This is a genomic window from Streptomyces fumanus, from assembly GCF_014655295.1.
GTDB lineage: Bacteria > Actinomycetota > Actinomycetes > Streptomycetales > Streptomycetaceae > Streptomyces > Streptomyces fumanus.
On record NZ_BNBI01000018.1, the window covers coordinates 23,853 to 36,364 of the forward strand.

The window sequence follows — 12,512 nt, forward strand, 5'->3', positions numbered from 1 at the left end:
GATGACCTCCACGTTCCTGCCGGACAAGCGCGCCGGATCCGGCACCGACCTCCCGCCCCCGCCGGCCGACCCGGCCCGGGGGCGGGCCCGGCGCCGCGCGGTCAACTGGCTCACCGCGGTGAGCTTCCAGGTCCCCGCCCTGGTGCTGTTCATCGTCCTGGTGCTGCTGCCGATCCTGTTCGCCCTGTACGCCGCCTTCTTCCGGTGGGGCGGCTTCGGGATGCCCTCGGACTACGTCGGCACCGAGAACTTCACCCGTCTCTTCGACGACCCCGTCTTCCTCGGGGACCTGTGGCGCTGCCTGCTGCTGGTGCTGCTGTCGCTGGCGGTGCAGCTGCCGTTCGCGCTGGCCATGGCGGTGCTGCTGAACCAGCGGATCCGCGGCCGGGCCCTGTACCGGATGCTGTTCTTCGCGCCGTACGTGCTCTCCGAGGCCATCACCGGCGTGCTGTTCAGCATGATCTTCGCGCCCGACGACGGCCTCGCCGACCAGGTGCTCGACAACATCGGGCTGGGCTGGGTCGGCGGGGAGTGGTTCTCCGACCCGTCCACCGTGATGGCGACCCTCTTCCTCGTCATGACCTGGAAGTACTTCGGCTTCCACATGATGCTGTACCTGGCCGGGCTCCAGTCCATCCCCAAGGAGCTGACCGAGGCGGCGCTCATCGACGGCGCCAGCCCCTGGCAGCGGTTCCGCAACGTCACGCTGCCGCTGCTCGCGCCCACCCTGCGGATCAGCGTCTTCCTGTCCGTCATCGGCGCCATCCAGTTGTTCGACCTGGTCTGGGTGGTCACCCAGGGCGGCCCCGACCACCACTCCGAGACCATGGCCGTGACCATGTTCCAGTTCGGCTTCAAGCGCTACCAGGTCGGCTACGCCAGCGCGATCAGCGTGGTCATGTTCGGCATCAGCCTCGTCTTCGCCCTTGCCTACCAGCGGTTCGTCCTGCGGCGCGACCTCCAGGGAGCCACCACGACCATGCGAGGAGGCGGCAAGTGACGCTCACCACCGACAAGACCCCCCAGGCCGGCCGGCGGAGGTTCCGGACGCTGCCCCTCCACGTGGTGCTGATCGTGGTCGGCGCCGTCATGGCCGTACCGCTGCTGTACGCGGTGGTGTCCGGGTTCAAGTCCACCGACCAGCTCTCCGGCAACCCCGTCGGGCTGCCCGACCCGTGGGTGGTGTCCAACTACACCGACATCCTCGGCTCGGGCTCGTTCTGGCGGCTGGTCGGCAACAGCACGCTGATCGCCGTGGCCACCACCGTCATCGTGGTCGCGGTCTCCGCGCTGGCCGCGTTCTCCTTCGCCCGGTTCGCCTTCCGCGGGCGGGAGGTGCTGTTCACGCTGTTCACGATGGGGCTGATGTTCCCCTTCGCGGTCGCGGCGCTGCCCCTGTTCCTGCTGCTGCGGTCGATGGGCCTGCTGGACAACCCGCTCGGCGTGATCCTGCCGCAGGCCGCGTTCGGGCTGCCGATGACCATCATCATCCTGCGCGGTTTCTTCCGCGAGATCCCCGGGGAGCTGGAGGAGGCGGCCACCCTCGACGGCTGCGGCCCGCTCGGCTTCTTCTGGCGGGTGCTGCTGCCGATGGCCCGGCCCGCCCTCGGCACGGTGTCGGTGCTGGCGGTCGTCACGAGCTGGAACAACTTCTTCCTGCCGCTGCTGGTCTTCACCGACTCCACCTGGTGGACCATCCCGATCGGCGTGCAGCAGTTCCAGGGCCAGTACTCGGCCGACACCGCCCGCGTCTTCGCCTACCTGGTGCTGGCGATGGTGCCCGCCCTCGCCTTCTACTCCGTCGCCGAACGCCAGTTGGTCGGCGGCCTGACCGCCGGCGCCACCAAGGGCTGACCCGCACCGCACCGACCGCACATCCCACCCGCACGTGAGGAGTCGCAGCATGCGTACGACCACCCGCTCGCGCACCCGGCTCAGACTGGCCGGGGCGCTCGCCGCCGTCCTCGTCGCGGCCGGCGTCGCCACCGGCCCCGCCGCCCAGGCCGGCGAGGAACGGCACGGGGGCCACCACCGCACCCTCGCCGACCTCGCCCAGCGCCACGGCCGCTACTTCGGCAGCGCCACCGACAACCCCGAACTGACCGACACCGCCTACACGGCCCTCCTCGGCAAGGAGTTCGACCAGATCACGCCCGGCAACGGGATGAAGTGGTACGCCACCGAGCCGGAGCCCGGCGTCTTCGACTGGACGGCGGGCGACGAGATCGTGGACCTGGCCCGCGCCAACCACCAGAAGGTGCGCGGCCACACCCTGGTCTGGCACAGCCAGCTGCCCGACTGGGTCACCGCCCGGGAGTGGACGGCCGCCGAGCTGAGGGCCGTACTGAAGCGGCACGTCCAGACGGAGGTGCGGCACTACCGGGGCAAGGTGTTCGCCTGGGACGTCGTCAACGAGGCGTTCAACGAGGACGGCACCTACCGGGAGAGCGTCTTCTACAAGACCCTGGGCCCCGGCTACATCGCCGACGCCCTGCGCTGGGCCCACCAGGCCGACCCGCACGTCAAGCTGTACCTGAACGACTACAACATCGAGGCCGTCGGCCCCAAGAGCGACGCCTACTACCGGCTGGCCAAGGAGCTGAAGGCGCAGGGCGTGCCGCTGGACGGCATCGGCTTCCAGACCCACCTGGCCCTGCAGTACGGCTATCCGGACACCCTGGAGGACAACCTCCGCCGGTTCTCCCGGCTCGGCCTGGACACCGCCCTCACCGAGGTCGACATCCGGATGCAGCTGCCCGCCGACGCCGAGAAGCTGGCCACCCAGGCCGACTGGTACCAGCGGCTGACCGAGTCCTGCCTCGCGGTGCGCCGCTGCGTCGGCATCACGCTGTGGGACTACACCGACAAGTACTCGTGGATCCCGGCGTTCTTCGAGGGCGAGGGCGCGGCCCTGCCGTGGGACGAGCAACTGGCGCCCAAGCCCGCCTACTTCGCCATCCGGGCGGCTCTCGCCCGGAAGTGACCGCAGGGCCGGTCACCGCACCGCCCGCTCAGGCCGCCGTCACCACCCGGCCGGCGCCGAGCGGGCGGTGCGGTGCGATGACCTGGCCGTCCGGCAGCAGTTCACCGGTGTCCTCGAAGAGGACGACACCATTGCACAGCAGGCTCCAGCCCTGCTCCGGGTGGTGCGCCACGAGTCGGGCGGACTCCCGGTCGGCCGAGTCGGCTGAGGGACAGGACGGTCGGTGCTGGCACATGGAAGGGATCTCTCGCTCGGTCATGGTGGATGGGTCTGCTGTCGTCTTGCTCTCGCGGCGTGAAACGTCGTTCATGGCCGCCCCCCGTTGTGATAAGTCGGTACGAACCCAGTGTTGCCCCACGAGCGCCGATCCGCAGGTATTTCGCGGCACCGCCCCTCATAGGTTCAGGACGCGTCACCCGCGCGGACGGTTCAGCTCAACTGCACTGTCACTTCGGGTGGTTCGCCGTGGTCCGAAGGGGCTAGTCCGGTCGTGGGGGCGACCCGGCGAACACAGGTCCGGATACGGAAGCACCCCGCCGACCGCGAGCGTCGGCGGGGTGCGGCGGCGGAACGGCTCAGGCCGTGGAGCGCAGCAGCCGGGCCGGGGTCACCCGCAGCGTCAGCACCGGGAGCAGGTCGGCGACCCGGTAGGCCCGGTGCGCGGCGATGCCGGGGGGCGCCGGGGCCAGCGGCACCAGCAGATCGGTGGCGGCGGGGCGGCCGGTCGCGGCGTCGGCGGTGACGTCCCCGTGCAGCCAGAGGGTGAGCATGTAGAGGCCGGGTACGGACAGCAGCCGGGGCTGGCAGGGCTGCGGGACGGTCTCGGCCTGGCGCAGGGCGCGCTCGGTGGAGGCGATGTAGGGGCCCTCGAAGAACCGCGAGAAGGCCCAGCCGTCGGGGGTCAGCATGGTCTCCGCCGCGGCCACCGCCCGCTCGGCGCTGCGGATCAGGAAGCGCCACCCGGCCAGCCGGGTGGCCGTCCCGCCCTCGGCGGTGACCCGGTCCAGGACGTGCACGGGCAGCGGCAGGTCGGGCGTCAGCGGTCCGGGCGCGCCCAGCAGGGACGGGGTACGGGCCTCGCGGACCGCGGTGGGCGAGGACAGGGCGGTGAGGACGGTGCGCAGGGCGGGCGCGGGAGCCGGGGGAACATGCAGCGGCATGGTGGGTCGCCTCTCGTTCGAAGGCAGGTGGCGCGGGGGCGTGGCGGGGCCGGGCGGACGACGGTGTCAGCTCGCGGGGGCAGAGAGGCGGGGGCCGGGGCCCGAGGGCCGGGAGGCGGGGGGTGAGGTCTGCCGCACGGCACCCCGAGTGAATCCATGGACCGTGGGCGCCAACCTTCTGCCGTGTCCGCGAAGTTTATACGACACGTGTTGAGACTGTGTTTCGGCTAGCCGTTTCCCGCGCGTCCGGCAAGCGGACATCCGGTCGGCGATATGCGGGCAAATATCCTGGTTCCCGGCCGCTGTCATGCCGATGACCTCGGAGAATACCCGGGAAGTGGTCGGCCAATTGAGGTCGGCGTTTTTCACGAGTCCCATGGTTCCGTAACCGCTTCGCGCGCCATGCCCGGTGAATGTGCCGCCGGTCACATCGGTACAGCCTAGCGGCTCATGAACCGTCCGGGGGCGTTATCGATCGCATCCGCGGGGCATCCTTCCACGTGACCGGCCGCCCACGGCCGGCACTCCAGCCCGCTGACCCGAGGAGGGACGCCACATGGGGGAGAAGGTCGTGGCAGGCCGGTTCGACCTGTCCGATCGCCAGCGCTACCGGGACAAGCTAGGGCGCTGCCTGGCGGGCCTCGAGCGACTCCTGTCGGAGGAGCGGTTCGACCGCCCGCAGAACCTGATGGGGCTGGAGATCGAATTGAATCTCGTCGGGCACGACGGGATGCCGAAAATGTTGAACGGCCAAGTCCTGGAACGGATCGCGAGCCGCGACTTCCAGACAGAACTCGCCATGTTCAACCTGGAAGTCAACATTGCCCCCCATCGATTGGGCGGCCGGGTATTCGACCGGCTCGCCGAGGAAATCCGTACCTCCCTGGCATATGCCGACCGAAAAGCCGGTGAGCTGGACGCCGGAATCGTGATGGTCGGCATTCTGCCGACGCTGGACCGGGACGACCTGGTCTCCTCGAACCTCTCCGACGTGGACCGCTACACCCTGCTCAACGAGCAGATCGTGGCCGCCCGCGGCGAGGACTTCCGGCTCGACATCGACGGCGTCGAACACCTCACCTGCACCTCGAAGTCGATCGTCCCGGAGGCCGCGTGCACCTCGGTGCAACTGCACCTCCAGGTCACCCCGGAACGCTTCGCCGGTGTGTGGAACGCGGCGCAGGCGGTGGCCGCCGCGCAGATCGCGGTCGGGGCCAACGCGCCCTTCCTGTTCGGCCGGGAGCTGTGGCGCGAGTCCCGGCCCCCGCTGTTCCAGCAGTCCACCGACACCCGGCCGCCCGAGCTCCAGGCCCAGGGGGTGCGCCCGCGCACCTGGTTCGGGGAGCGCTGGGTGACCTCGGCGTACGACCTGTTCGAGGAGAACCTGCGCTACTACCCGGCGCTGCTGCCGATCTGCGACGACGAGGACCCGCTGAAGGTGCTGGACGCGGGCGGCGTCCCGTCGCTGTCCGAGATGGTCCTGCACAACGGCACCATCTACCGCTGGAACCGCCCCGTCTACGACATCGCCGACGGCGTCCCGCACCTGCGGGTGGAGAACCGCGTGCTGCCCGCCGGCCCCACCGTCACCGACGTCATCGCCAACGCGGCGTTCTACTACGGCTTGGTGCGCGCCCTCGCCGACGAGTCGCGGCCGGTGTGGACGAAGCTGCCGTTCGAGGCCGCCGCCGCCAACTTCGAGGCGGCCTGCCGGCACGGCATCGACGCCCGCTTCACCTGGCCCCGGCGCGGGCGCCTGGGCGGCATCGGCGAGGTGGACGCCGCCGTCCTGGTCCGCGACGAGCTGCTGCCGCTGGCCGAGGCGGGACTGGACGCGTGGGGCGTCGAGCCCGCCGACCGGGACTTCTACCTCGGCGTGATCGAGGAGCGCTGCCGGCGCCGCGCCAACGGGGCGTCCTGGCAGGCGGCCACCTTCCACCGGGCGCTGGACGCGGGGCTGGGCCGCGAGGAGGCGCTGGCCGCGACGACGCGCCGCTACTGGGAGCTGATGCACAAGGGGGACCCGGTGCATCTGTGGCCGGTGGAACCGCCGGAGCCGGTGGGGCTGGGCTGAGGCGGGACTCACCGCCGGGCCGGCCGGGTCCGTGGCCGGTCGGATGCGCCGGGCCGAGGGCGCCGGGTGGGGCGGGGGACCCGGCTGCGGGCGTCTCATACTGATCGGGCAAGCTGTGACGTCCCAGTCGAGGCAGGTGTGCATGGCGGAGGCGGGCCCGGTGGCCGATTCCCTTCCCGCGGAGCGGCTCTCACGGCGGCTCCTCGGTCACGAGACGCTGCTCGTCCTCGCCCTTTCCCTGGGCGCGAGCGGCATCTCCGCGCTGATCAGCTTCATCGGCTCGGTCACCCGGCCGGGCGGCCTGAAGGACCAGGCCGCCACCCTCAACGCCTCCGCCGCGCCCGGCCGCCCCTGGCTGGACCTGGCCTGGCAGCTCTTCGGCATCGCCACCGCGCTCGTCCCCGTCGCCCTCGTCGCCCATCTGCTGCTGCGCGAGGGACGGAGCCTGCGCACCCTGGGCTTCGACCGCACCCGCCCCTGGCCCGACCTCGGCCGGGGCGCCGCGCTCGCCGCCGTCATCGGCAGCACCGGCATCGCCTTCTACCTGGCCGCCCGAGCCCTCGGCTTCAACCTCACGGTGGTGCCCGAGGCGCTGCCCGAGGTGTGGTGGAAGTACCCGGTGCTGATCCTCTCGGCCGTGCAGAACTCCGTACTCGAAGAGGTCATCGTCGTCGGCTACCTGCTGCGCCGGCTCGACCAGCTCGGCTGGTCCCGGAACGCGGCGCTGGCCGCGAGCTCGGTGCTGCGCGGCTCGTACCACCTCTACCAGGGCATCGGCGGCTTCGTCGGCAACATGGTGATGGGCGTGGTCTTCGCCCACCTGTACCGGCGCTGGGGGCGGGTGGGCCCCCTGGTGGTGGCCCACTCGCTGCTCGACATCGGCGCGTTCGTCGGCTACGCGCTGCTGGCCGGGAAGGTGAGCTGGCTGCCGACGGCGTGACCGGGGAGGGGGCTAGACGAGCAGGTCGCCCTCGATCACCGTGACCGCGCGTCCGGTCAGCAGGGTGCGCTCGCCGCGCAGGTCGGTGCGGACGCGGCCGGTGCGCGGTGACGCCTGGAGGCCGGTGAGGGCGGGGCGGCCCAGGCGCTCGGACCAGAAGGGGGCCAGCGCGGTGTGGGCGCTGCCGGTGACCGGGTCCTCGTCGATGCCGACGTTCGGGAAGAAGCAGCGGGAGACGAAGTCGTAGCCGAGCGCCGGGTTCTCGGCGCGGGCGGTGGCGATGACGCCCCGCGTGGAGTGGGCGGCCAGCGCCTTGTGGTCGGGCCGCAGGCCGTGCACGGTCTTCTCGTCGGCCAGTTCGACCAGCAGGTCCCCGATGTGGGGCCCGGTGTCCAGGACCGTGAGCGGTTCGGCGCCGAGGGCCTCGGCCAGCCCCGCCGGGGCCTCGGCCGGGGTGAGCGGCGCGGTCGGGAAGTCCAGGGTGATCGAGCCGTCCCCGTCGGGCGTGGCGATGAGCACGCCGCTGCGGGTGGCGAACCGGACCGGCCCCTCATGGGCGCCGGTGCTGTGCAGGACGTGGGCCGTGGCGAGCGTCGCGTGGCCGCACAGGGCGACCTCGGTGGCCGGGGTGAACCAGCGCAGCGCCCAGTCCGCCTCGCCGCCTCCGGGCAGAGGGTGGGCGAACGCGGTCTCGGCGTGGTTGACCTCCAGCGCGATCTGCTGGAGCCGGTTGTCGTCCGGGAAGGCGTCCAGGAGCAGGACTCCCGCGGGGTTGCCGGCGAACGGCCGGTCGGTGAAGGCGTCGACGATTCGGATACGCATGGCCCGACGCTAGAACCTCCGGGACGCCACGGGCCAAGGCCAATCCGCGAGTGCTGGACCGCAAAGGGGTCGGGCGAGGGCTTGCCGGTCGCACAGTACCGATATATCGTTGAAGCATCACGATCGATCAACGATGGATGGAGTGATGGTGATGCGCGGTCACGGACACGGCCATGGACGTGGCGGACACGGCGGACCCGAGGGCCCCTTCGGCCGCGGGGGACACGACGGCCGGCGCGCGGCGTTCGGCCCCTTCGGGCCCGGCGGCGGTCCCGGCGGACCGTTCGGGACGGGCTTCGGCGGCCCCTGGGGCGGCCGGGGACGCGGCGGACCGAGGGGCAGGGCGCGGCGCGGCGACGTACGGGCGTCGATCCTGGCCCTGCTCAAGGACCGGCCGATGCACGGGTACGAGATGATCCAGGAGATCGCCGAGCGCAGCGGCGGGGCGTGGAAGCCCAGCCCCGGCTCGGTGTACCCCACCCTCCAGTTGCTGGAGGACGAGGGCCTGATCACCAGCGCGAGCGAGGGCGGCAAGAAGCTGTTCTCCCTCACGGAGGCGGGCCGCACCGCCGCCGGGGAGGGCCCCGAGGCCCCCTGGGAGGAAGCCTCGCGCGGTGTGGACTGGGAGGCCCTGAGCGAGATCCGGCAGGCCGGTTTCGGCCTGATGGAGGCGTTCGGCCAGGTCTGGAAGTCCGGCAGCAAGGAGCAGCGGGAGAAGGCCCTCGCCGTCGTCAACGAGGCCCGCAAGAAGCTGTACCTGATCCTCGCGGACGAGGACTGACGAGCGTCGGTGCGGGGAGGGCGGGCGGGTGAAACGGGCTGATCTCATCCGTAAGGAGGAGATTCGGGGTGGGCACGTCCGCTCTGCGTGGGACGCGAAGATGCTTCCCGCCGGGGATGACCGGACCCGGCGGGGCTGATGGGGTAGGCAGGGTGCAACCCCGTATCCCCCGGCAGTCGGCCGGTGAGCAAGGCGTCCGGCGCCCGGACGGCGTCGACGACGATGCCCGGTTCGGTCCCGAGCTGGCACCGGTGGTCTCCGGTGCCCGCCGCAGAGCGGTGCGGGACGGGGACCGGCAGATCGACACCGCCCATCTGCTGCACTCGCTGCTCGAACACGACCCCGAGGCGCGTGCCCTGCTGGGCGACGGCCCCCGGCTCGCCCGGGTCCTCGGCTACCTGGTCCAGCGCAGCATCGGCTACGGCCTGCGCTGGCAGGCCACCGTCGAGGACTCCGGCGCCGTACCCGTGCTGACCGCGGCGGCGGGCTTCTCGCCGCTGGCCGCCGCCGCGCTGGACGGCGCCCGCGACCGGGCCGCCCGGCGCGGCGCTCCCCGCCCCGGCGGCGCCGACCTCCTCGCCGCCCTCGTCACCGACCCGGGGGCCCGCGCCGCGGAGGTGCTGACCCGGGCCGGCCTCGACCCGCACACCGTGCTGGCCCGCGCCGACGGCCGCCCCGAGCCGCTCGCCTGATCCGCCGGTCCGAGACAGGTATGATCTAGGAGTACGGTCATGTCTTCCCTCGTCGTCGCGGGCCTGCCATCATGTGCCGGTGCAGACGACTGACAGCGCGCCCGGTGGCCGGGGCAAGGGCGTCGGGCTCGGCCTGGCGCTCGGGTCCGCGCTCGCCTTCGGCGGCTCCGGGGTCGCGGCCAAGCCGCTGATCGAGGCGGGCCTGGACCCGCTCCACGTGGTGTGGCTGCGGGTCACGGGCGCCGCCCTGGTGATGCTGCCGCTCGCCTGGCGCCACCGCGCGCTGCCGCGCCGCCGCCCCGGTCTGCTCGCCGGGTTCGGGCTGCTCGCCGTGGCCGGCGTCCAAGCCTGCTACTTCGCCGCGCTCTCCCGGATCCCGGTCGGCGTGGCACTGCTCGTCGAGTACCTCGCGCCCGCCCTCGTCCTCGGCTGGGTACGGTTCGTGCAGCGGCGGCCGGTCACCCGGGCCGCCGCCGTCGGCGTGGTCCTCGCGGTCGGCGGCCTCGCCTGCGTCGTCGAGGTCTGGGCGGGCCTCGGCTTCGACGCCCTCGGCCTGCTGCTCGCGCTGGGCGCCGCCTGCTGCCAGGTCGGCTACTTCGTCCTGTCCGACCAGGGCAGCGACGCCGGCGACGAGGCCCCCGACCCGCTCGGCGTGATCGCGTACGGGCTGCTCGTCGGCGCCGCCGCGCTCACCCTGGTCGCCCGCCCCTGGGACCTGGACTGGTCCGTGCTGGCCGGGACCGCGCCGATGAACGGCACGCCGGTCGCCGCCGCGCTGCTGCTCGCCTGGATCGTGCTGATCGCCACGGTGCTCGCCTACGTCACCGGCATCGTCGCCGTCCGCAGGCTGTCGCCGCAGGTGGCGGGGGTGGTGGCGTGCCTGGAGGCGGTCATCGCGACCGTCCTGGCCTGGGTGCTGCTCGGCGAGCACCTCTCGGCACCGCAGCTCGCCGGCGGGGCCGTGGTCCTGGTGGGCGCCTTCATCGCCCAGTCCACGGCGCCCGCGAAGGGCGCGGCGGAACCGGTGGCGGGCGGGGGACCGGAAAGGGAGTTGTCCGGCCGGGGAACGGCCGCCTAGGGTGTCGATCATGCATTCGGACGCACGCGTTCTTCCGCCGCCGGCCGCCTGACGGCGGGCCACCCGAGCGAGGTCCGGCGCCGTACGGCGACCGGGCGGAGCGGTGCTGCCCGCGGACGAGGTCCAGGGACCCCGAGTCGTCGGGGGCCGTCCCGAATGTCCGCGCCTCGCGCGCGTGTTGCGGAGAGAACCCGTGTCGAATCCCGTGTCGAATTCCGTGTCGAAATCCGCGTCGACATCCGTGTCGGCGTCCGTGTCGACATCCGCGTCGAACGCCGTGTCCGGCCTGTCCGTCGGGCGTGGCCTGCTCTGTCTGATCGTCGCCGGTGCCGCCTGGGGCACCGCGGGCGCCGCCGCCGCACTGGTCTACCGGGCCAGTGACCTCGGCCCGGTCGCCCTGTCCTTCTGGCGCTGCGCCGCCGGACTCCTCCTGCTGCTCGCCGCCGAGCTGCCGCGCCGGCGGACCCGGGCCGCCGCCGCGCCGCGCGGGACCTTCCGCCGCCGGCCGGCCCGGGCCCTCGCCACCGGGCTGGGCCTCGCGGTGTTCCAGACCGCCTACTTCGCCGCCGTACGGTCCACCGGGCTGGCCGTCGCCACCGTCGTCACCCTCGGCGCGGGCCCCGTGCTGATCGCCCTCGGCGCCCGGCTCACGCTCGGCGAACGCCTGGGCCGGGGCGGGACGGCCGCCGTGGCCGGGGCACTGGCCGGGCTCGGGGTGCTGGTCCTCGGCGGGGGCGGCGCCACCGTACGCCCCGCCGGGGTGCTGCTCGCGCTGGTCTCGGCGGCCGGGTACTCGGTGATGACCCTGCTGACCCGCCGATGGGGGCGTAACGGCGGGGCGGACGCCGGGAGCACGTCGGTGGGCGCGTTCGCCGTCACCAGTGTCGTCCTGCTGCCGTTCGCGCTGGCCGAGGGGCTGGTGCCGCACACCGCCGAGCCGGGCCGGCTGCTCTGGCTGCTGGCCTACGTCGCCGCCGTGCCCACCGCGCTCGCCTACGCGCTGTACTTCGCGGGGGCCGCGGTCGTGCGCTCGGCCACCGTGTCGGTGATCATGCTGCTCGAACCGGTCAGCGCGGCGGTGCTCGCCGTCGCCCTGCTCGGCGAGCACCTCACGGCGGCCACCCTGACCGGCACGCTGCTGCTCCTGGGCTCGGTCACCGGCCTGGCGGTGGCGGAGGCGCGGGAGGCGCGGAGGCCGGCGCGGGGGGTGGCGGGCGGCTCGGCGGCCCGGTCCCCGGAGGGTCCGGTGGCGGGCGGCGAGGCGGCCGTCCGGTCTCAGAGGGCTGTCAGGTAGTCCGGGACGGTGGTGCCGGCGCTCAGGTCCGGGTCCGGGACGGGGGTGCCGTAGCCCTTGCGCAGCGGGAGCAGGCCCGCCCAGTGGGGGAGGGCGAGGTCCTCGGGCTCGTCGTTGACCCCGCCGGTGCGGGCCTTGGCGGAGACCTCGTCCAGGTCCAGGTAGATCACCGCGGTGGCGGCCAGCTCCTTGCGGTTGGCCGGCCGGGAGTCGCGGGAGCGGCCCGGCACGACGTGGTCGACCAGGGCGTCGAGGGCCGTGCGCTTCTCCTCGGGGTCGGTCACGTCGTACGCCGTGCCGTGCACCACCACCGAGCGGTAGTTCACCGAGTGGTGGAAGGCGGAGCGGGCCAGCACCAGCGCGTCGACGTGGGTGACCGTCAGGCAGACCGGCAGCCCCGGGTCGGCCTGGCCCGCCATCCGCAGCGGGCGGGAGCCCGTCGAGCCGTGCACGTAGAGCCGCTCGCCGACCCGGCCGTACAGGGTGGGCAGCACCACCGGCGCACCGTCGCGGACGAAGCCGAGGTGGCAGACGTACCCCTCGTCGAGGATCGAGTGCACCAGCTCCCGGTCGTAGGACGCGCGCTGCGGGGAGCGGGTGGGGACGGTGCGGTCGGTGGGGGTGTAGGCGGCGGGCCGCGACGGCGTCTCCGAGGTCCCCTGCATGGCGCTCTCCTTTGTATTAGTGC

The 12,512-nt window shown here is 73.0% G+C and carries 13 protein-coding genes; 9 read left to right on the plus strand and 4 right to left on the minus strand.

From position 1 onward, the window contains the following. Position 1 precedes the first annotated feature (1 nt). The 3 genes from IE316_RS30895 (at position 2) to IE316_RS30905 (ending at position 2,983) form a co-directional block, all read left to right on the plus strand. The gene (locus tag IE316_RS30895) at positions 2–1,000 is read left to right on the plus strand and encodes a carbohydrate ABC transporter permease (RefSeq protein ID WP_190207822.1); all 999 of its coding nucleotides are present in this window, start codon (positions 2–4) and stop codon (positions 998–1,000) included. An 89-nt stretch (positions 1,001–1,089) separates the two neighbouring features. Then, the gene (locus tag IE316_RS30900; RefSeq protein ID WP_229910638.1) at positions 1,090–1,854 is read left to right on the plus strand and encodes a carbohydrate ABC transporter permease; all 765 of its coding nucleotides are present in this window, start codon (positions 1,090–1,092) and stop codon (positions 1,852–1,854) included. A gap of 49 nt (positions 1,855–1,903) precedes the next feature. Beyond that, positions 1,904–2,983: an endo-1,4-beta-xylanase gene (locus IE316_RS30905; protein ID WP_190207824.1), complete on the plus strand. Its 1,080-nt coding sequence runs from the start codon at positions 1,904–1,906 to the stop codon at positions 2,981–2,983. 28 nt (positions 2,984–3,011) lie between these two features. On the opposite strand, the gene IE316_RS30910 is transcribed toward IE316_RS30905, so the two are convergent. Together IE316_RS30910 and IE316_RS30915 are read right to left on the minus strand one after the other, a co-directional pair. Continuing rightward, positions 3,012–3,218 (minus strand): DUF5999 family protein, encoded by a 207-nt coding sequence (locus IE316_RS30910; RefSeq protein WP_190207959.1) that lies wholly within the window; start codon positions 3,216–3,218, stop codon positions 3,012–3,014. Positions 3,219–3,558: 340 nt separating this feature from the next. Continuing rightward, the gene (locus tag IE316_RS30915) at positions 3,559–4,143 is read right to left on the minus strand and encodes a hypothetical protein (protein ID WP_190207825.1); all 585 of its coding nucleotides are present in this window, start codon (positions 4,141–4,143) and stop codon (positions 3,559–3,561) included. A gap of 556 nt (positions 4,144–4,699) precedes the next feature. On the opposite strand from IE316_RS30915, the gene IE316_RS30920 reads away from it, so the two are divergent. Continuing rightward, positions 4,700–6,217, plus strand: a complete 1,518-nt coding sequence (locus IE316_RS30920) for a glutamate-cysteine ligase family protein (RefSeq protein WP_190207826.1) — start codon at positions 4,700–4,702, stop codon at positions 6,215–6,217. Positions 6,218–6,359: 142 nt separating this feature from the next. Beyond that, a complete protein-coding gene (locus IE316_RS30925; protein ID WP_190207827.1) occupies positions 6,360–7,157 on the plus strand; it encodes a CPBP family intramembrane glutamic endopeptidase in 798 nt (265 codons plus the stop codon). Between the two features lie 12 nt (positions 7,158–7,169). On the opposite strand, the gene IE316_RS30930 is transcribed toward IE316_RS30925, so the two are convergent. After that, entirely contained in the window at positions 7,170–7,979 is an 810-nt protein-coding gene (locus IE316_RS30930; RefSeq protein ID WP_190207828.1) for a PhzF family phenazine biosynthesis protein, read from the minus strand. 151 nt (positions 7,980–8,130) lie between these two features. On the opposite strand from IE316_RS30930, the gene IE316_RS30935 reads away from it, so the two are divergent. From IE316_RS30935 to IE316_RS30950, 4 genes are all read left to right on the plus strand, one after another. After that, complete coding sequence (locus IE316_RS30935; protein ID WP_190207829.1) at positions 8,131–8,760, plus strand: PadR family transcriptional regulator; 630 nt, start codon at positions 8,131–8,133, stop codon at positions 8,758–8,760. A gap of 152 nt (positions 8,761–8,912) precedes the next feature. Further along, entirely contained in the window at positions 8,913–9,452 is a 540-nt protein-coding gene (locus IE316_RS30940) for a Clp protease N-terminal domain-containing protein (RefSeq protein ID WP_190207830.1), read from the plus strand. Between the two features lie 73 nt (positions 9,453–9,525). After that, positions 9,526–10,530, plus strand: a complete 1,005-nt coding sequence (locus IE316_RS30945) for an EamA family transporter (RefSeq protein ID WP_190207831.1) — start codon at positions 9,526–9,528, stop codon at positions 10,528–10,530. A 253-nt stretch (positions 10,531–10,783) separates the two neighbouring features. Then, entirely contained in the window at positions 10,784–11,824 is a 1,041-nt protein-coding gene (locus IE316_RS30950; RefSeq protein WP_190207832.1) for a DMT family transporter, read from the plus strand. Here IE316_RS30950 and IE316_RS30955 read toward each other — a convergent pair. Continuing rightward, positions 11,806–12,489: a pyridoxamine 5'-phosphate oxidase family protein gene (locus IE316_RS30955; protein ID WP_190207833.1), complete on the minus strand. Its 684-nt coding sequence runs from the start codon at positions 12,487–12,489 to the stop codon at positions 11,806–11,808. The genes IE316_RS30950 and IE316_RS30955 overlap by 19 nt on opposite strands. Positions 12,490–12,512 lie beyond the last annotated feature (23 nt).

Bases quoted from the DNA above. Each gene is read 5' to 3' on its own strand.
- IE316_RS30895 (WP_190207822.1), top strand. From the start codon at position 2: ATGACCTCCACGTTCCTGCCGGACAAGCGCGCCGGATCCGGCACCGAC.
- IE316_RS30900 (WP_229910638.1), top strand. From the start codon at position 1,090: ATGGCCGTACCGCTGCTGTACGCGGTGGTGTCCGGGTTCAAGTCCACC.
- IE316_RS30905 (WP_190207824.1), top strand. From the start codon at position 1,904: ATGCGTACGACCACCCGCTCGCGCACCCGGCTCAGACTGGCCGGGGCG.
- IE316_RS30910 (WP_190207959.1), bottom strand. From the start codon at position 3,218: ATGTGCCAGCACCGACCGTCCTGTCCCTCAGCCGACTCGGCCGACCGG.
- IE316_RS30915 (WP_190207825.1), bottom strand. From the start codon at position 4,143: ATGCCGCTGCATGTTCCCCCGGCTCCCGCGCCCGCCCTGCGCACCGTC.
- IE316_RS30920 (WP_190207826.1), top strand. From the start codon at position 4,700: ATGGGGGAGAAGGTCGTGGCAGGCCGGTTCGACCTGTCCGATCGCCAG.
- IE316_RS30925 (WP_190207827.1), top strand. From the start codon at position 6,360: ATGGCGGAGGCGGGCCCGGTGGCCGATTCCCTTCCCGCGGAGCGGCTC.
- IE316_RS30930 (WP_190207828.1), bottom strand. From the start codon at position 7,979: ATGCGTATCCGAATCGTCGACGCCTTCACCGACCGGCCGTTCGCCGGC.
- IE316_RS30935 (WP_190207829.1), top strand. From the start codon at position 8,131: ATGCGCGGTCACGGACACGGCCATGGACGTGGCGGACACGGCGGACCC.
- IE316_RS30955 (WP_190207833.1), bottom strand. From the start codon at position 12,489: ATGCAGGGGACCTCGGAGACGCCGTCGCGGCCCGCCGCCTACACCCCC.